At 70.8% G+C, this 18,964-nt stretch carries 14 protein-coding genes; 5 read left to right on the forward strand and 9 right to left on the reverse strand.

The window, feature by feature from the left end; translation table 11 throughout:
* Positions 1-101: 101 nt before the first annotated feature.
* The 4 genes from ACFVKT_RS15725 to ACFVKT_RS15740 all read right to left on the reverse strand — a co-directional run bounded on the left by ACFVKT_RS15725 (position 102) and on the right by ACFVKT_RS15740 (position 4,487).
* Positions 102-710, reverse strand: a complete 609-nt coding sequence (locus tag ACFVKT_RS15725; protein ID WP_385732123.1) for an ATP-binding protein — start codon at positions 708-710, stop codon at positions 102-104.
* Positions 711-915: 205 nt separating this feature from the next.
* Complete coding sequence (locus ACFVKT_RS15730; RefSeq protein ID WP_385731637.1) at positions 916-1,683, reverse strand: enoyl-CoA hydratase/isomerase family protein; 768 nt, start codon at positions 1,681-1,683, stop codon at positions 916-918.
* Between the two features lie 129 nt (positions 1,684-1,812).
* Positions 1,813-3,063 carry an Ig-like domain-containing protein gene (locus ACFVKT_RS15735; protein WP_385731639.1) on the reverse strand — a complete coding sequence of 417 codons (1,251 nt, stop codon included), beginning with the start codon at positions 3,061-3,063 and terminating at the stop codon, positions 1,813-1,815.
* A gap of 191 nt (positions 3,064-3,254) precedes the next feature.
* Positions 3,255-4,487 (reverse strand): Ig-like domain-containing protein, encoded by a 1,233-nt coding sequence (locus ACFVKT_RS15740; protein WP_385731641.1) that lies wholly within the window; start codon positions 4,485-4,487, stop codon positions 3,255-3,257.
* A 153-nt stretch (positions 4,488-4,640) separates the two neighbouring features.
* On the opposite strand from ACFVKT_RS15740, the gene glgX reads away from it, so the two are divergent.
* On the forward strand, positions 4,641-6,896 hold the full coding sequence (gene glgX / locus ACFVKT_RS15745) for a glycogen debranching protein GlgX (RefSeq protein ID WP_385731643.1): 2,256 nt from the start codon (positions 4,641-4,643) through the stop codon (positions 6,894-6,896).
* Positions 6,897-6,910: 14 nt separating this feature from the next.
* Here glgX and ACFVKT_RS15750 read toward each other — a convergent pair whose 3' ends face one another.
* Genes ACFVKT_RS15750 through ACFVKT_RS15765 form a run of 4 tightly spaced genes read right to left on the reverse strand, consistent with a single transcriptional unit; the run spans position 6,911 to position 10,548 of the window.
* Positions 6,911-7,570 (reverse strand): response regulator, encoded by a 660-nt coding sequence (locus tag ACFVKT_RS15750; RefSeq protein WP_385731645.1) that lies wholly within the window; start codon positions 7,568-7,570, stop codon positions 6,911-6,913.
* The gene (locus ACFVKT_RS15755) at positions 7,560-8,825 is read right to left on the reverse strand and encodes a sensor histidine kinase (protein ID WP_385731647.1); all 1,266 of its coding nucleotides are present in this window, start codon (positions 8,823-8,825) and stop codon (positions 7,560-7,562) included. The genes ACFVKT_RS15750 and ACFVKT_RS15755 overlap by 11 nt, the downstream gene beginning before the upstream one ends.
* A gap of 35 nt (positions 8,826-8,860) precedes the next feature.
* The gene (locus ACFVKT_RS15760; RefSeq protein WP_385731649.1) at positions 8,861-9,610 is read right to left on the reverse strand and encodes an ABC transporter permease; all 750 of its coding nucleotides are present in this window, start codon (positions 9,608-9,610) and stop codon (positions 8,861-8,863) included.
* On the reverse strand, positions 9,607-10,548 hold the full coding sequence (locus tag ACFVKT_RS15765; protein WP_385731652.1) for an ATP-binding cassette domain-containing protein: 942 nt from the start codon (positions 10,546-10,548) through the stop codon (positions 9,607-9,609). Before ACFVKT_RS15765 ends, ACFVKT_RS15760 begins: the two co-directional genes overlap by 4 nt.
* 185 nt (positions 10,549-10,733) lie before the next feature.
* Here ACFVKT_RS15765 and ACFVKT_RS15770 point away from each other — a divergent pair, with 185 nt between their 5' ends.
* The 4 genes from ACFVKT_RS15770 to ACFVKT_RS15785 are packed head-to-tail and all read left to right on the forward strand — an operon-like array spanning position 10,734 to position 18,182.
* Positions 10,734-12,584 carry an ABC transporter ATP-binding protein gene (locus ACFVKT_RS15770; RefSeq protein ID WP_385731654.1) on the forward strand — a complete coding sequence of 617 codons (1,851 nt, stop codon included), beginning with the start codon at positions 10,734-10,736 and terminating at the stop codon, positions 12,582-12,584.
* Positions 12,581-14,473, forward strand: coding sequence for an ABC transporter ATP-binding protein (locus tag ACFVKT_RS15775; RefSeq protein WP_385731656.1), 1,893 nt, complete (start codon positions 12,581-12,583; stop codon positions 14,471-14,473). Before ACFVKT_RS15770 ends, ACFVKT_RS15775 begins: the two co-directional genes overlap by 4 nt.
* Before the next feature lie 47 nt (positions 14,474-14,520).
* A complete protein-coding gene (locus tag ACFVKT_RS15780) occupies positions 14,521-16,428 on the forward strand; it encodes an ABC transporter ATP-binding protein (protein WP_385731658.1) in 1,908 nt (635 codons plus the stop codon).
* Positions 16,425-18,182 carry an ABC transporter ATP-binding protein gene (locus ACFVKT_RS15785; RefSeq protein WP_385731660.1) on the forward strand — a complete coding sequence of 586 codons (1,758 nt, stop codon included), beginning with the start codon at positions 16,425-16,427 and terminating at the stop codon, positions 18,180-18,182. The genes ACFVKT_RS15780 and ACFVKT_RS15785 overlap by 4 nt, the downstream gene beginning before the upstream one ends.
* 109 nt (positions 18,183-18,291) lie before the next feature.
* On the opposite strand, the gene ACFVKT_RS15790 is transcribed toward ACFVKT_RS15785, so the two are convergent.
* Positions 18,292-18,924 (reverse strand): TetR/AcrR family transcriptional regulator, encoded by a 633-nt coding sequence (locus ACFVKT_RS15790; protein ID WP_385731662.1) that lies wholly within the window; start codon positions 18,922-18,924, stop codon positions 18,292-18,294.
* Positions 18,925-18,964: the final 40 nt, after the last annotated feature.

The raw sequence follows: 18,964 nt of genomic DNA on the forward strand, positions 1-18,964 counted from the left end.
CCGATTCGTTCCGCGGCACTCCGGGAGCCCCGGTCGCCGAGCGGCCGGGGCTCTCGCACGGCCGGGGCGGGGGGAGTGATCAGCGGTCAGGGCGGGCGGGATCAGCGGTCGGCGACGCGCATTTCGAACCAGGTGGTCTTGCCGCGGGGCAGCAGATCGACGCCCCAGCGGTCGGAGAGCTTGTCGACGAGGAAGAGACCACGGCCGCTCAGGTCCATCTCGTGGACCGGCATCAGACAGGGAAGGCCGCGCGAGGGATCGCGGATCTCGATACGGATCCATCCCCGGCGGCGGCGCATACGGAGCCCGAAGACACGGGCGCCGGTGTGCCGTACGGCGTTGCCGACGAGTTCGGAGACCAATAAAACGGCGTCTTCCGTCATCTTCGGCGAGAGCCCCCAGTGCCTCAGGACGACGACCTGGGTGAGCCGCCGCGCGGTGGCCGCGGACTCCGGGCGGGACGGCAGCGGCACCTCCGCCTCGACCGGGTTGCCGAACAACTCGACGGCCTTGAGCGCCTGTTCGTCCTCGACCGCAGGCGTCCAGCGCGCCGCGGTCGCACTCCCGTGCCGCCGCGGCGGTTCGATACCTTCCAGCCCCGCCATGCCCCCATCATGGCGGCCCAGAGCCCCCTTCGGGGCCGTTCCGAAGGAATACGCCCCGCGGAACCACCTGTTCCGCAGGATCTGATCGGCATATGCCACGGGCAGTTCGGTGCTCGCCACAGCCCATCTGACCTGCCAGAACTGCCCGCTTGAGGGCAATGTCCGACCTCCCCCGACAAGGCAGCCTTAAGGTTGCCTTAAGGTTCGCATAATCCAGCCCTTCGGGGGACACCGGGTAAGACACCCTGTCAACTGCAAGTGGATCAGCCGAAGTTGTTCCGCGAGTTCTGGCGAACTCGCGGTGGCGGATCTAGCGGAACTTCGCCTTCCCCGGCCCGTCCTCCACGAAGCTCCGCATCCCCCGCTCCCGGTCCTCCGTCGCGAACAGCCCGGCGAACCAGTTGCGTTCGATCGCGAGCCCGGTGTCGATGTCGGTCTCAAGACCCGCGTCGATGGACTCCTTCGCGGCACGCAGCGCGATCGCGGGTCCCTGCGCCAGCCGCGCGGCCCACGCGTGCGCCTGGGCGTACACCTCCTCGGCGGGGACCACCCGGTCCACCAGGCCCAGCGACAGCGCCTCGTCGGCCTTCACCATCCGCCCGGTGAAGATCAGGTCCTTCGCCCGCGAGGGGCCGATCAGCCGGGACAGCCGCTGGGTGCCGCCCGCCCCGGGGATCACGCCGAGCAGGATCTCCGGCTGGCCGAGCTTCGCGTTCTCGCCGGCGATGCGGTAGTCCGCGCACAGCGCCAACTCGCAGCCCCCGCCCAGCGCGTACCCGGTGACCGCCGCGACGACCGGCTTGGGGATGCGGGCGACGGCGGTGAAGGAGTCCTGGAGGGCCCGGGACCGTACGACCATCGCCGCGTGGTCCATGGCCTGCATCTCCTTGATGTCCGCGCCCGCCGCGAACACCTTCTCTCCGCCGTACAGCACCACCGTGCGCACGTCGTCCCGGGCGGTGGCCTCCTCGGCGAGTTCCTTGAGGCGGTCCTGCGTGGCGACGTCCAGCGCGTTCATCGGCGGACGGTCGAGCCGGATGGTGCCGACGCCCTCGGCAACTTCAAGATGCACAGTCATGGCAGCAGGTTAGCGGCGGTTAACGACAATGGGCCCGGTGTGCTGAGTCACAGCACACCGGGCCCGTACGCCGGAAGAAGACCCGGGAGCAAATCTGGGAGGAAACCCCGAGGGAAACCCGGAAGGAACCTACGCCTTCCACTTCTCCCAGGACATGTTCCAGCCGTTGAGGCCGTTGTCCGGGTCGACGGTCCTGTCGTTGGAGTTCTTCACGACCACCACGTCACCGGTCATCGACTGGTTGAAGAACCAGGCCGCGGCCACCTTGCCGTCGTAGCCACCGCGGACGTCCTTCAGGCCGATGCAGCCGTGGCTGGCGTTGTAGTTGCCGAAGGCGTCGCCGCCCCAGTAGTTGCCGTGGATGAAGGTGCCGGAGGTGGTCAGACGCTGGGCGTGCGGTACGTCCTTGATGTCGTACTCGCCGGCGTAGCCGACCGTCTCACCGTTCATACGGGTCACTTCGAGACGGTCGGTGATGACCATCTGGCCGTTCCAGGTGTCGTAGCCGGGCTTGCCGGTGGTCACCGGGATGGTCTTGATGGTCTTGCCGTCCCGCTTGACCGTCATCGTCTTGGTCTTGACGTCGACGGTGGAGACCTGGCTGCGGCCGATCGTGAACGACACGGTCTTGGCCTGGCTGCCGTAGACACCGGGCCGCCCCTCGACACCGTCGAGGTTGAGCTCCACCGTCACCTTCGTACCGGCCTTCCAGTACTCCTCGGGACGGAAGTCGAGGCGGTCGTTGCCGAACCAGTGGCCTTCCACGTCGACCGCCGGCTCGGTCTTGACGGTGATCGCCTTCTCGACGTCCTCCGGGTGCGTGATGCCCCGGGTGAAGTTGACCGAGAAGGGCATTCCCACGCCGACCTTGGAGCCGTCCTCGGGCGTGAAGATGCCGACGAAGGTGTTCTTCGGGGTCAGCGTGGTGAACGCGGACTCCTCGGCCGCCTCACGGCCGCCGGAGTCCTCGGCCACCGCGTGGACCTTGTACTTGGTGGCGGAGGCGAGGTGCGTCGAGGGCGTCCAGGTGGTGCCCCCGCCCGTTATCTCACCTTCGACATCGTTGCCCTTGGTGTCCTCGACGGTGACCTCGGTCAGCTTGCCCTTGGCCGCGCTCACCTTGAGCGCGCCGCTGGTGGCCACATCGCCCGCACCGTCCTTCGGGGCGATGGTCACGACGGCCTGCGAGATCTTCGTGTCCGCCGTCGCCGAACTCCCGGTGCTCTTGCCCTTTCCGTCCCCGGACCCGGAGTCCGAGTCCCCTCCCCCGCCGCACGCGGTCACGGCGAGCAACAGCACCACCGGCAGCAGTGCCAGGATCCCCTTGCGTCTGTGTGTCCGCGGTCCAACCGACGGCCCCGATATCGGTCGCCCGTTCAAGTTCTTTCTCCCCTCGCACGGCCTGGTCAGGCCCGCACCCCAGCGCGTCCCACGCGCGTATCGCGCTAATTAATCACACGGCCGGAAGCGATGGCTGCCCCGGAGTGTCACCGTTCAGTCCCAACTTGGGCCGTGTGGGGGGCGAGCCGGGGGCCGGGCCGGGGGTCCGTACGCGTACCCCCTTTGTCGTCCTACTTCACCGCGCCGCCCGCCTTCCACTGATTCCAGTTCAGGTTCCACCCGCCGAGCCCGTTGTCGGGAGCGACCTGTTTGTCCTTGCTGTTGACGACCTCGACGACGTCTCCGATGAGGCTGCGGTCGAAGAACCAGCCCGCCGGGGTGTCCGAGCCGCCGCCCTTCACGTCCTTCAGACCGACGCAGCCGTGACTGACGTTGGTGTTGCCGAAGACGCCGTCCGCCCAGTAGTTGCCGTGCAGGAAGGTCCCGGAGTCGGTGAGGCGCATGGCGTGCGGGACGTCCGGGATGTCGTACTCGCCCTTGCCGTTGGCCTTCTTGAAGCCGACCGTGGCGCCGTTCATCCGGGTCACCTCGAGCATCTCGGTGACCACCATCTTCCCGTTGTACGTCGTGCTCTTGGGGGCGCCCGCGGTGATGGGCACGGTGGCGAGGAGCTCGCCGTCGCGGCGTACGTCCATGGTGTGGGCGGCGGCGTCGACAAGGCTGACCTGGCTGCGGCCGACCGTGAACGAGAAGGTCTTGTACTGGAGCCCGTACACGCCCGGGGCCGCCTCGACGTCCCGCAGCCCCAGGGTGACCGTGACCTCCGTGCCCGGCTTCCAGTACCTCTCGGGCCGGAAGTCCAGGCGGTCCTTGCCGAACCAGTGCGGACGGATCTCCACCGCCGGCTTCGCGTTCACCTGGACCGCGCGTTCGACGGCGGCCCGGTTCTCGATCTCCCGGTTGAACTCCAGGGAGATGATCATTCCGGTGCCGACGGTGGAGCGGTTCTCCGGGGTGACGTATCCGATGAACCGCTCTTCGGGGACGTACGTCGTGAACGTCGTGTGCCGGGCCGAGCGGCGCCCGTACCCGTCGACGGCCACCACGTCGACGGTGTACCTGGCGGCGAGCGCGAGCCCCTCGTCGTGGGGCAGCCAGCGCAGTCCGTCCTCGGAGATGCGGCCCGGCACCGAGGCCTCCTGCGCGTCCTGCTCCTTGACGACCCGCACGGACTCCAGGCGTCCGCTGTCCACCCGGACCTGGAGTGTCTCGTCGGGGCGGACGGCTTTGCTGTTGTCGTCGGGCGAGACGCGGATGACATCTTCGGGTGACGGCGGTTTGCCGAGTACCTCGTCCATCCCGTTCGAGGTGCAGGCGGAGGCTCCCGCCAGCAGTCCGGCCCAGGTCAGTGCGGCGGCCAGCGCGGCCCCTGCGCGCCGCGCGCGTGTCTTTACGTGCTTCACAGGGGGCCCAACGACTGCGCCCCTCCGGGGAAACGTGAGTGCGAGCCAAGCGCTGGGCAGAACAGTGGGGAGGACGACACGACGGGGGGACGGTGGCCGGGACGCCACACGCCCCTTTTCGCTGCGTTCCATCGAGCCGCGGGAGGCTGACCGGTGTCGAGCGCACCCGAGCAGGAGGCAGTACAGGAGGGGCATGCCACGGGCCACATCGTGCCCGCGCAGCCCGCCCCTGTGGTGAACGGCGCTGCGCGGGCGGCGCCCGCCGTGTCCGTGTGGCCGGGCGCCCCGACCCCGCTGGGAGCGCGCTTCCGCGTCGGCCCGGACGGCGTCACGGGCACCAACTTCGCGCTGTGGGCGGGCGGCGCGGAGGCCGTCGAGCTGTGCCTCTTCGACGAGGAGGGCGCCGAGATCCGGGCCCCGCTGACCGAGCTCACCCACGAGATCTGGCACGGCTTCGTGCCCGGAGTGCTCCCCGGCCGCCGTTACGGCTTTCGCGTGCACGGCCGCTGGGACCCCTGGACGGGCGCCCGCTGGAACCCGGCGAAACTCCTCCTTGACCCGTACGCCCGCGCGGTGGACGGCGACTTCAGCCTGCCGCCCGAGGTGTACGGGCACGTCCGCGACTGGCCCCAGCAGCATGTCGCGGACACCGTGCGCGACGACCGGGACTCGGCTCCGTACGTCCCCAAGGGCGTCGTCGTCCACGACGACGAGGACTGGTCGGACGACCACCGTCCGAAGACCCCGTGGGCGGACTCGGTGATCTACGAGCTGCATGTGCGCGGGTTCACCCGGCTGCACCCCGGGATTCCGGAGGAACTCCGGGGCACGTACGCCGGCCTTGCACACCCCGCCGCCATCGACCATTTGGTGCGGCTGGGCGTGACGGCCGTGGAGCTGCTGCCGGTGCACCAGTTCGCGCACGAGGACCATCTGCTGCGCAAGGGTCTGAAGAACTACTGGGGCTACAACTCGATCGGCTATTTCGCCCCGCACGCCGGTTACGCCGCCTTCGGCACCACCGGCCAGCAGGTCGGCGAGTTCAAACGGATGGTACGGGCGCTGCACACCGCCGGAATCGAGGTGATCCTCGACGTCGTCTACAACCACACGGCGGAAGCGGGCGAGTTGGGGCCCATGCTGTCGCTGCGCGGTATCGACAACCGCGGGTACTACCGGCTTCAGTCCGACGCCCGGCGCTACACGGACTACACGGGCTGCGGCAACACGCTCCATGTGGTGCAGCCGCATGTGCTGCGGCTGATCACGGACTCGCTGCGCTACTGGGTGACCGAAATGGGGATCGACGGCTTCCGTTTCGATCTCGCCGCGGCCCTCGCCCGGTCCATGCACGACGTCGACATGCTGTCGCCCTTCCTCGCGGTCATCGCGCAGGATCCGGTGCTGCGCCGGGTGAAGCTGATCGCGGAGCCCTGGGATGTGGGTTCCGGCGGATACCAGGTGGGCGCCTTCCCACCCCTGTGGACGGAGTGGAACGACCGCTATCGCAACGCCGTACGGGACTTCTGGCGGGGAGCGCTGCCGGATGTGCGGGATCTCGGATACCGCCTCTCGGGATCGAGTGACCTTTACGCCTGGGGCGGGCGCCGTCCGTACGCCTCGGTGAACTTCGTGACCGCGCACGACGGTTTCACCCTGCGGGACCTCGTCTCGTACGAGCGCAAGCACAACGAGGCGAACGGCGAGGGGAACCGGGACGGCACAGACGACAACCGCGCCTGGAACTGCGGGGTCGAGGGAGAGACGGACGACGAGCGCGTACGGGCCCTGCGGCGCCGGCAGTTGCGCAACCTGCTGACGAGTCTGCTGCTGTCGACCGGAGTCCCGATGCTGGTCGCCGGGGACGAGTTCGGGCGCACCCAGCGGGGGAGCAACAACGCCTACTGCCAGGACAACGAGGTCAGTTGGGTCGACTGGTCGAATCTCGACGATCCGCACTGGCGGGCGCTGTTCGAGCTGACGTCACGGCTGATCGCGTTGCGGCACGAGCATCCGGTGCTGCGGCGACGGGCGTTCTTCTCCGGGCGGGCGCACTCCGTGGACGGCCTGCGGGACCTCGCGTGGTTCACCGCGCGCGGCACGGAGATGACCGAGCGAGACTGGTACGCGCCCGCCGCGACGCTGGGGATGTATCTGTCCGGGCGGGACATCCCCGGCCGCGACGCGCGCGGGGTACCCGTCGTCGACGACAGCTTCCTCGCCGTGCTGCACGCCGGGGACCGGCCGGTGAGCTTCGTCCTCCCGGGGCCGCCCTGGGCCTCGCGGTACGAGGTGGTGGTCGATACGTCGGTCGAGGAACAGGGGGAGGCGCCGGGGGTGGTGCATCGGGCGGGGGTTGAGATTACTGTGCCGGCCCGGGCGGTGTTGTTGCTGCGGGTGGTCGGGTGAGGGGCCATGGGGCCCTAGCCGAGGATCCCCCGGTCGTACGCCACCGCCACCGCTGCTGCCCGGTCCTTGACGCCGAGTTTGGCGTACAGGTGGGTGAGGTGGGTCTTGACCGTGGCCTCGCTGATGAACAGGACGCGGGCGATCTCGTGGTTGGAGGTGCCCTTGGCGACCAGGGCCAGCACCTCGCGCTCGCGCGAGGAGAGCGGCTCCTGGCCGGGTGTCCTGGGATTGCGGACCGCGGAGACCAGGCGGGAGGCGACGGCCGGGGAGAGGACGGTGCGGCCCTGCGCCGCCGCACGGACGGCGTTGAAGAGTTCGTCGCGCGGGGCGTCCTTCAGCAGATAGCCCGTCGCGCCCGCCTCGATCGCCGGCAAGGTGTCGGAGTCGGTGTCGTACGTGGTCAGGACGAGGACCTTGGCGCGGGCGCCGGAGTGGGTGAGCCGGGCGATCGCCTCGACACCGCCGCCCCCCGGCATGCGCAGGTCCATCAGAATCACGTCGGGGTCCAGGGAGGCGGCGAGTTCGAGGGCCTCGACCCCGTCGGCGGCCTCGCCGAGCACGGTGAACCCGGGTACCGACTCGAACATGCCGCGCAGGCCGTCCCGTACGACGGGATGGTCGTCGACGATCAGGAGTGAGATCGGTGCGGCATGGGGCGGCGTGTCATGGGTCATGGCGGACCAAAGGTACGCGAGCCGACAAGGCGGTGCCGAGGCCCGGCTCCGACTCGACGGTGAGGTGGCCCGCGATGCGTTCCGCGCGGGCGCGCATGCCGTCGAGGCCGAAGCCGCCGGTGCCGGTGCGCTCCCGGCCGGTGAGGGGGTCGAAGCCGCGGCCGTCGTCGCGGATGTCGAGGATGACCTCGTCGCCCAGGAAGGTCAGGGTGACGCCGACGCGGGCGGCGCGGGCGTGCCGGGCGGTGTTGGACAGGGCTTCCTGGGCGATGCGCAGGAGGGTCGCGGAGACCTCGTCGTGGAGCTGCTCGGCCGGGCCGGTGACGGTGAACTCGGCGCGTACGCCGGTGCGTTCGCCCCATTCGGCGACCGTGTTCTTCAGTGCGTCGGGCAATCCGTCGTTCTCCAGCGCCACGGGGGCGAGGTTCTGCACGGAGCGGCGGGCCTCGCCGAGACTGTGCCGGGCCAGGTCGGCTGCACGGTCGAGGTGGGTGCGCGCGATGTCCAGGCCGGGTGCGTTCGCGACGACCTGGAGCTGGGCGATGATGCCGGTCAGGCCCTGCGCGATGGTGTCGTGGATCTCGGCGGCCAGCCGCCGGCGTTCGTCGGCGACCCCGGCCTCCCTTGCCTGGACGAGGAGCTGGGCGTGCAGGGCGGCGTTCTCGTCGAGGGCTTGTTGGAGTGCCGTGTTGGTGCGTTCGAGTTCGGAGATGGTCTCGGCCCGCTGGTGGGAGCGCTGCTCCTCCTGCTCGGTGAGATGGGCGACCACCGTCTGCAGGGCGGAGTTGGCGACCAGGAGCCCGGCGAACCCGATCCACTGGGGCACGCTCTTCGGCGGCAGCCCGCCGGACTGCGCGCCGGCCACGGTGATCGCGCTGGCGAACAGCCCGAGCCGTCGCCACATGCCCGGGATCAGCTCATCGGCGTCCATGTAGCCGGTGGCCGCGTAGAACGCGAAGAACGGGTTGATCCAGGTGAGCGCGAAGGCGATCGCCCAGCGGACGACGTAGTACGCCGTCCCGGCCCGGGACGGGATCCGGCCGCGCCCGGCCCTGCGGGAGCGGGTACCGTTCCACCAGAGCTGGAGCACGATCGCGGCGAGGACCAGGCCCCCGGCCGCGTACCACTCGCCGGGGGAACCGATCAGTTCGCTGCTGACGGCCGCGAGGAGGGCACCGATGCCGAGCAGCCCGTACGGCCCCCAGGTGTGCACCTGCTCCCAGCGCCGCTCGATCCGTGTGTCCGCCGCGGTCATGCACCCAGTCTGCACGGCGCTCCTACCCCCCTCTCCTACTCCCAGCGGAACCAGCGCCCGGCGCCGGCCGTGAGCAGGACGGTCCAGGCCGCCAGCACGCCGAGGTGGTCCCACCCCGGCCAGTCCCCCGCCGCCGCCTGGTTCAGCGCCTGCGCCGCCGCGCCGAACGGCGTGTAACCGACGACGCGGGCCAGCACGTCCGGCATGGCCTGCACCGGCATCCACACACCGGCGCAGAACATCGCCGGGAAGAACACGGCGGACCCGACGGCACCCGCGATCTTCGTCGTCCGGGACAGCGCGGAGATCACCGCGCCCAGTGCGAGGGCGGCCAGGACGGTCAGGACGAGCGCGAGGACGTATCCGAAGGGCTGCTCGGGCAGCGTCACGTCGAAGGCGAGCCGGCCGACCGCGAGGGCGAGCAGCGCGGACGCCAGCGCGGCACCGCCGTAGACCAGCATCTGGGCGGAGAGCAGGGCGACGGGCCGGACCGGTGTCGTGGACATCCGGCGCGGGATGCCGCGCTCACGGTAGCCGGTGAGGGTCTGGGGCATGGCCTGGATCCCGCCGACGATCAGGCCGAGCAGGACGGCCACCGGGACGTAGGCGTCGACGGTCCGCAGCCCGCCCAGACCGGTCTCGGGTTCGCGGAAGGACGGGATGGAGCCAAGGATCACCAGCAGCAGGGTCGGGAACAGCAGGATCCAGAAGAGGCTGCCGGGCTCCCGGCGCAGGAGCCGGACCTCGGTCTTCAGTACGGCGGTGTCGACGAGGGCTGTGCTCATGCGGCTGCCTCCTTCGTGGCGTCCTGCGCGGAGCCCGTCGTGACGCCTTTGGTGAGATCGAGGAACGCGTCGTCCAAGGTGGCGTCGGTGACACGGAGTTGGCGGGCCGTGATGCGGTGCTGGGCTAGGAGGGTGATGACGGCGTTGACGGTCTCGTCAGTGCCGGAGAGCGTGATACGCCCGTCCTTGTGCTCGACCGACGCGAGCGCGGGCAGCGCGTCGAGGTCACCGTCGTCCAGCGGCAGGGACGGTGTGAAGGAGATGACGGTCGCGCCCGCCGAGCGGCGGATCAGACCGGACGGGGTGTCCAGGGCGGCCACCCGCCCCTGGTCGATCACGGCGATCCGGTCGCACAGGCGTTGCGCCTCCTCCATGAAATGCGTGACCAGCAGGACGGTGACGCCGTTCGCTCGGATGTCCTCGATGAGTTCCCAGGTGTCCCGGCGGGCACGCGGGTCGAGGCCGGTGGTCAGTTCGTCGAGCACCACGATCCGGGGGTTGCCGATCAGGGCGAGCGCGATGAACAGGCGCTGCTTCTGGCCACCGGAGAGTCTGCCGAACCGGGAGTTCAGCCTGTCGGTCAGACCGAGGCGCTCGGCCAGTGGTCGCCAGTCGGCCGGCTTCTCGTGGAACGCGGCGTACAGCTCCAGCGCCTCGCGGACGGTCAGCTTGGCCTGGAGCTCGCTCTCCTGAAGCTGCGCGCCGAGTACCCGCGCCACACGCGCGTGGTCGGCGACGGGGTCGAGGCCGGTGACACGGACGCGGCCGGCGTCGGGGACACGCAGGCCCTCGACACACTCGACGGTGGTGGTCTTGCCCGCGCCGTTCGGGCCGAGGATTCCGAAGATCTCGCCCTCCTCGACGGCGAAGGAGACCCCGTCGACCACGGGCCGGCCGCCGTAGGACTTACACAGGTCGGTGACTTCGATGACGGTCATGACACCCAGGGTTCCGGCGAGCGGGCGCCCCGGGTATCGGCCAAGGCGCTCGAAGAGGCATCAACCGATCGGTTGACCGCGTGCTACGACCCCTCGAACAGCGCAGGTCGTAAGACCTGCGACCGATCCCGGTACGGCCAAAACTCGGTGGGCTCTGTCAGTGCCGAACCGTAGGCTCCCCACTGATGTCCACAACAGATGCAGTGACCAAGGATCAGGCCGGTACCGAGGACCGTGCCGAGCCCCATGAACGCGCCGACCGTTCGACCGTACGCAGCCTGCTGCGCCTGTGGCCGTACGTGCGGCCGGTGCGGGCGCGGCTGTTCACCGCGGCGTTCGTCGCGGTCCTCGCGTCCCTCACGGGGCTCGTGTTCCCGCTCGTCATGAAGTGGATGGTGGACGGTCCCGTGGCCGGCCACGACACCCGGGGTGTCTGGCTCGGCGCGCTGTATCTGCTGCTGCTCGGAATCGCCGAGGCCGGGCTGTTCGGGCTGCGGCGGTGGCTGGTGGCGCGGCCGCTGGCCGGGGTCGAGGCGGCGATGCGGGCGGATCTGTACCGGCATCTGCAGCGGCTGCCGATCGCGTTCCACGACCGCTGGGCCTCCGGGCAGCTGCTGTCCCGGGGCACCACCGACCTGATGCTGCTGCGCATGTTCCTGGCCTTCCCGCTGACCTTCCTGCTGGTCAACTCCGTGACGATCCTCGCGGGCGTGGCCATCATGCTGGCCCAGGAGTGGACGCTGGGACTGGTGCTGCTCGCTCCCGCAGTCCCGGTGATCATCGTCTGCTGGCTCTTCGAGCGGCGGTACTCGGAGATCGCCCGGCGGTCGCAGGACCAGGTCGGTGACCTGACGACGGTCGTCGAGGAGAGCGTGCTCGGCATCCGCATCATCAAGGGCTTCGGGCGCCATCGCAGTCAGGCCCGCGCCTTCCGCGAGCTGTCCCGCACCCTGCGCGGCACGGAACTCGCCAAGGCCCGGCTCCTCGCCTCCATCTGGGCCGTCATCGTCACTCTCCCCGAACTCGCCATCGGCGCCGCCCTCGTCCTTGGCACCATCCAGGTCGCCGACGGCCACCTCTCCGCGGGCACGCTGGTGGCTTTCCTCTCCACCGCCCTCGCCCTGCGCTGGCCCGTCGACTCGATCGGCTTCCTCCTCGCCATGAGCCAGGAGGCGGCGACAGCCACGGAACGGTACTTCGAGGTGATGGACGAGGAAGCGGAGACAGAGACCGCCACACACCGCGAACAGGCGGAAGGGGGCACCGGCGGCCTCCAGTTCCACAGCGTCCGCTTCCGCTACCCCGACGCCCCCTCCGACACCCCACCCATCCTCGACCGCATCGACCTGCACATCCGCCCCGGCGAGAGCATGGCCCTGGTAGGAGCGACCGGCACCGGAAAGACCACGCTCACCGCTCTCATCCCCCGTCTCCACGAGGTGACCTCGGGCAGGATCACGCTGGACGGCGAGGACATCGCGACGATGCCGCGCGAGGAACTCCGCACACGCGTGGCCATGGCCTTCGAGGAACCCACCCTCTTCTCGGCGAGCGTCGGGGAGAACGTACTGATGGGGGCCGAGGACACGGCGGGCGCGGCGGAGTTGGACCGGGCGCTCGCCGTCGCGCAGGCGGACTTCACGCACGCGCTGCCGCAGGGCACGGACACCCAGGTCGGCGAGCAGGGCCTGAGCCTGTCCGGCGGCCAGCGGCAGCGGCTCGCCCTCGCGAGAGCGGTCGTCGGCAACCCCCGCTTCCTCGTCCTCGACGACCCCCTGTCGGCCCTGGACGTCCACACGGAGGCCGCGGTCGAGGCGGCACTGCGCCGCGTACTCGCGGAGACGACCGCGCTGATCGTGGCGCACCGCCCGTCCACCGTCCTGCTCGCGGACCGGGTCGCCCTGCTCTCCGGCGGCCGTATCACCGCGGTCGGCACCCACCACGAACTGCTGCGCACGAACGCCGAGTACGCCCACCTGATGTCAGGAACCGAGGGCGCCGAAGGCACCGAAGGCACCCAGGAGGACGACCGATGACGGCGCAGACGACGACCGCGCCGGGCAAGGACGGGCGACGCAAGGACGGGCGACGCAAGGGCAGGCCCGCGGAGGACGCGGAAGAGCCCTCGCAGTCCACGGATCCCTTCGACCGCGACACCCTCCCCACACCCCCGGGCGCGACGGCCGCGCTCCTGCGCTCCCTGCTCGCCCCGCTCAGAGCCCGCGTGATCCTGACCTCCGTACTGCTTCTGCTCCAGCAGGCCGCGGTCCAGGCGGGCCCGTTGCTCGTCGCGTACGCCATCGACCGTGCCGTACCGGCGTTCCGGAGCGACGACAACGGCCCGCTGATCGCGGTGGCCGTCGCCTACCTGCTCTGTTCGGTGGCCTCCGGCGCGCTCCAGTACGCCTTCATCCTGGCCTCCGCCCGCGTCAACCAGGACGTGCTGCTGGACCTGCGCGGCCGTATCTTCCGGCACGCCCAGGCGCTCAGCGTCGACTTCCACGAGCGCTACACCTCGGGCCGGCTGATCTCCCGTTCCACGACGGACGTCGAGTCACTGCGCGAACTGCTCAGCGAGGGTCTGCAGGAGCTCGTCACGGTCATCCTGTCCTTCGTCTACATCGCGGCGATGCTGCTCTGGCTCGACCTGGGCCTGGGCGCGCTGGCGGTGGCGTCCTTCGTGCCGCTGTATCTGCTGATCCGTCTCTACCAGCACCGCGCGGGCCGTATTTTCGCGATCCGTTCGACGGCGATCGCCGCCGTGATCGTGAAGTTCGCGGAGACGATGAACGGCATCCGCCCGGTGCGCGCGTTCCGCCGGGAGGCCGGCAACGACGCGGAGTTCAGGACACTCAACCGGCACCACGAGCGGACGAACGGCAACGCCATTCTGGAGATGGCGCGCTATGTCATCGGCTCCCGGCTGGTCGCCAACACGGCGGTCGCGGGCATGGTGCTGTGGGGCGCCTACCGAGTGGCCTCTGGCTCGCTCGCGCTGGGTGTGCTGGCCGCGGCGGTGCTGTATCTGCGCCGGCTGTACGACCCGATCGACCGCCTGGGCATGTTCCTCAACTCCTACCAGTCGGCGGCGGCCTCCCTGGAGAAGATCGCGGGCCTGCTGGCCCAGGTCCCCTCCGTGCCGGAGCCTGCCGAGCCGAAGGAGCTGCCCGCTCTCGCGTCCGAACACCCGGGCCGCGAGGTCGTCTTCGACGGCGTCCGCTTCGCGTACCGCACCGGCGGGGAGATCCTGCCCACCTTCGACCTCACCCTGCCGGCCGGTCAGACAGTGGCGGTGGTCGGCTCGACGGGAGCGGGCAAATCGACGCTCGCCAAGCTGCTGGCCCGCTTCTACGACCCTTCGGACGGCCGGGTCCTGCTGGACGGCGTCGACCTGCGAGAGCTGTCCGTGCCCGAACTGCGGCGCGGGGTGGTGATGGTGACGCAGGAGGCGTTCCTGTTCTCCGGCACGGTCGCCGAGAACATCGCCATCGGCCGCCCGGACGCGAGCCGTGAGGACATCGAGCGCGCCGCGAAGGCGATCGGCGCCCACGACTTCATCAGCTCCCTGCCCGAGGGCTACGACACGGATGTACGCAAGCGCGGCGGCCGTATCTCGGCGGGACAGCGCCAACTGGTCGCCTTCGCACGGGCGTTGCTCGCCGACCCGGCGGTCCTCATCCTCGACGAGGCGACCAGCTCGCTGGACGTGCCGGGTGAACGCGCGGTCCAGCGCGCCATGTTGACGGTCCTGCGCGGCCGCACCGCGGTGGTCATCGCGCACCGGCTCTCCACGGTGGCGATCGCCGACCGGGTGCTGGTGATGGAACAGGGGCGGGTGGTCGAGGACGGCACACCGGACCGGCTCGTCGCCGACACCGGCAGGTTCGCGGATCTGCACCGGGCATGGCGGGACAGCCTCGTATAGCCCGTCAGACAGCCCGTCGCAGGACCTGAGCCGGAGAGTGGGAGCGGATGATCGACGCGTACGAGGATCCAGGCACGCCCGACCGTCGTAGCGGCGGCCGGTACCTGTGGTGGCTGTGCACCAGACAGGCGGGCCGGTCGGTGGCGGGAGCGCTGCTGGCCAGTGTGTGGATGGGACTCCTCGCGCTGACGCCGTATCTGCTGTCGCGCGCGATCGACGACGGTCTGGAGCCGGGTGACCGGGCAGCGCTACTGGGCTGGGCCGCCGCGCTGCTGGGGGCGGGGGTGTTCAACGCCCTGCTGGCCGTGCTGCGGCACCGCACGATGACCCAGCTCCGGATGGACGCCAACTTCCGTACGGTCAAGGTCGTGCTGGCGCAGGCGACCCGGCTGGGTGGCGCGCTGTCGCGACAGGTGGGGGCGGGGGAGGTCGTCACGATCGGGGTCGGCGACGTCCAGACGATCGCCGTGTCCCTGACCGCCGTCGGTCCCGGCGTCGCCGCTGTCATCACCTACGGCGTGGTGGCCGCGCTGCTGCTGTCGGTCTCGGTGCAACTGTCCGCGGTCATCCTGCTCGGGATGCCGCTCATCGCCGTACTCCTCGGACCGATGATGGGGCGGCTGCAGGGCGCGGAGACCGAGTACCGCGAGCGACAGGCTGTGCTGACCGCCCGGATCGGCGACCTGGCGGGCGGCTTGCGCGTCCTCAACGGCCTTGGTGGCAAAGGGCTGTTCGCCGACTCCTTCCGCCGCGACTCGCAGGACCTGCGGGCGCAGGGGTACCGGGTCGGGGCGGTGACCAGCTGGATCCAGGCGCTCGGCCTCGGGCTGCCGACGGTGTTCCTCGCCGTGGTGACCTGGCTGGCGGCCCGGCTGGCCGCTCAGGGGTCCATCAGCATCGGCGAGTTGGTGTCCGTGTACGGCTATGTCGCGGTCCTGGTGATGCCGGTGGCGTTCTTCATCGAGTGCGGTTATCAGTTGAGCCGGGGGCTGGTGGCGGCCCGGCGGGTCGTACGGTTCCTGGCGCTGGAGCCGCTGGCCGATACCGGCGACACCCGGGACGCTCCGGCGGACCCGGCCACGCTCCGCGATCCGGAGTCGGGCGTTCAGGTGGCGCCGGGAAAGCTGACGGCGCTGGTCGGCGCCCGCCCCGGGGACTCTGCCGTCGTGGTCGACCGGCTCGGCCGGTACGCGGATTCGGCGGCGACCTGGGGCGGCGTACGCCTCGACGAGATCCCCCTGGCGCAGGTGCGGGCGCGGATCCTGGTCGCGGACAACGAGGCCGACCTCTTCGCGGGCACGCTGCGCGAGTTGGTCTCCGGCCGTCGTGACCACGACGCGGCGGCCGTCTCGGGGGCCGTCCACGCCGCCGCGGCGGACGACATCGTCCTCGGGCTGCCGGACGGGCTGGACTCGTTGGTCGACGCGCAGGGCCGCAGCCTCTCCGGGGGCCAGCGGCAGCGGATACGCCTGGTGCGGGCGCTCCTGGCCGAACCCGAGGTGCTGCTCGCGGTCGAACCCACCTCGGCTCTCGACGCCCACACCGAGGCGACCGTCGCCGCCCGGCTGCGGGCCGCGCGGCAGGGCCGTACGACAGTGGTGACCAGCACGTCACCCCTCGTGCTCGACCAGGTGGACACCGTGTCCTACCTGGTGGACGGCAAGGTCGCCGCCACGGGCAGCCACCGTCAACTCCTCGACGACGAGCCGGAGTACCGGGCGCTCGTGGCCCGCGACGCGGACGATCTCGCGGCCCGCGACGCGGACGTAGAGGATCTCGCGGCCCGCGACGCCGACGCAGACGTAGACGTAGACGTAGACGTAGACGACCTTGCGGCCCGCGACCCCGACCCCGACGACCTCGTGGCCCGCGACCCCGACGCCGACCCCGACGCCGACGCCGACGATCTCGCGGCCCGCGACCCCGACGTACAGGATGAGGAGGCCGTGCGATGAGCGCGCATCTGCCCGTGGCCGAGCAGGCCGACGTACGCCGGGCCTCGGTCCGGCTGGTCCGGGCGGACGGGCGCGCCTTCACCGTCGTACTCGCGCTCAACGCACTGGCCGCGGCTGCCGGTCTGGTCGGGCCCTGGCTGCTCGGCCGGATCATCGACGACGTGCGGGCCGGTGGCGGGGTCGACGTCGTGGACCGGCTGGCGCTCGTCATCCTGGTGTGCGCGCTGGCGCAGTTGCTGCTGGCGCGGACTGCCCGCTATGTGGGACACCGTTTCGGGGAGCGGACGCTGGCGCGGGTGCGCGAGGAGTTCGTCGAACGGGCGCTGGCGCTGCCCGCGTCGGTGGTGGAGCGGGCCGGTACGGGCGATCTGACGGCCCGTGGCACCTCGGATGTCGCCATGGTGGGCACCACCTTGCGCGACGCCGGGCCCGAGCTGCTCATCTGCTCGGTCCAGTCGCTGTTCATCCTGGGCGCGGTCTTCTTCCTGGACCCGCTGCTCGGCTGCTGCGGGGTGCTGGGCCTTACCGGCATCTGGTTCGCCACGCGCTGGTATCTGCGCCGGGCGCGTACCGCCTATCTCGCCGAGGGCGCCGCGACGTCGGAGGTCGCGGAGATCCTCGCGGCCACCGCCGAGGGCGCCCGCACGGTCGAGGCCTTCGGGCTGCAGCGGCGCCGGACCGCCGCGAGCCGGGACGCGATCGAGACTCTGCGCGTGACCCGGATGCGGACGCTGTTCCTGCGCAACGTGTTCTTCCCGCTGGTGGAGATCTCGTACATCGTCCCGGTGGTCGGCGTGCTGCTGATGGGCGGCGCGCTGCACGCGCGGGGTGCGATGAGCCTGGGTGCGGTGGTGTCGGCTGCGCTGTATCTGATGCAGCTCGTCGACCCGCTGGACACGATCCTGAACCGGGTTGAGCAGTTGCAGAGCAGCAGTGCGTCCTTCGCCCGGGTGGAGGGCCTTGCCCGGGCCCCGCGGGCCGGCTCGTCGGCCGGCTCGCCCCTGCCGCTGGACGACCGGATCGACGTGACGGACGTGCGCTACTCGTACGACCGCGGAGGCGAGGTGCTGCGCGGGGTGAACCTGACCGTGCGGCCCGGGGAGCGACTGGCCGTGGTCGGCCCGTCCGGCGCCGGGAAAACCACCCTGAGCAGGCTGCTCGCGGGGGTCGACGCGCCGCGCTCCGGCTCGGTGACGGTGGGACGGGTGCCGATCGTCGGCCTCGACCCCGAGCAGCTGCGGCGGCAGGTCGTCCTCGTCACCCAGGAGCACCACGTGTTCCTGGGCACGGTCCGCGACAATCTGCTGATCGCCGAACCGGCGGCCACCGACGCGCAGTTGTGGGCGGCCCTCGCGGCGGTCGGCGCCGACGACTGGGCCGGGGAGCTGCCGGAGGGCCTGGCCACCGAACTGGGCGCCGACCGGCATCCCACGGACGGCTCGCGGGCCCAGCAACTCGCCCTCGCCCGCGTCGTGTTGGCGGACCCGCACACCCTCATCCTCGACGAGGCCACGGCGCTCCTCGACCCGGCGACCGCCCGCCACACGGAGCGCGCGCTGGCCGCCGTACTCGAAGGGCGCACGGTCATCGCCATCGCGCACCGGCTGCACACCGCGCACGACGCGGACCGGGTGGCGGTGATGGAGGACGGCCGGCTGACCGAACTCGGCACGCACGACGACCTCGTGGCGGCCGACGGCGCGTACGCGGCGCTGTGGCACTCGTGGCACGGCGAGCACCCCTCCCCCACTTGACCGCGCAAGCCTTACCTGACCGCAAAGGCCTTACCCGACCGCGCAGGCCTTACCCGACGGCACAAGCCCTACTTGACCGCGCGGGCCATACCTACTAGCCGCACAGGCCCTACCTGACCGCATAGGCCCGCAGGAAGGTGTCCACCGCCGCGCGCGCCACCGCGCGCGTCTCGGCGGCGGAGGCCTTGCGGGTGCCGAGCCGGGTGCGAGCCTCCATGGGACCGGTAAGCAGCGCGAGGAGCTGTTCCGCGGCCTGCGCCGGGTCGCACGTGCGCAGCCGCCCGGCGAGGGAGAGCCGGGCCAGCCGGTCCGCGAGGGCCTCGGCGACACGCTGCGAGGTGCGGCCCTGGACCGCCTCGATCAGGTCGGGGAAGCCGCCGACCTGTGAGTACGTCAGCCAGCGCAGCGCACGGGCCCGTTCGCCGCAGCACACCTGGAGCAGCCGGTACGACGCGTCCTCCAGGGCCGCGGGCAGGTCGTCGCCGGGGTCGCGCAGCCGCTCGACGACGGCGAGGTTCTCGGCCGACACCGCATCCGCCGCGGCCTCCATCGCATGCCGGAACAGGTTCTCCTTGTCGCTGAGGTGGTTGTAGACGGTCGGCTTGGCGACGCCCGCCTCCTCGGCGATCTCCTGCACGCAGGTGTTCGCGTAACCCCGACGCGCGAAGACGGCGAAGGCGGCGTCCAGGATCGCCTTCCGCTTGTCGATTCGCCCTCGCGGGGCCCGAGTTGTCGTTGTCACCTGCGCAGGATACCGCCTTGTACTGAACCACTCAGACCGT

This window comes from Streptomyces sp. NPDC127595 (genome assembly GCF_042671685.1).
Lineage (GTDB): Bacteria > Actinomycetota > Actinomycetes > Streptomycetales > Streptomycetaceae > Streptomyces.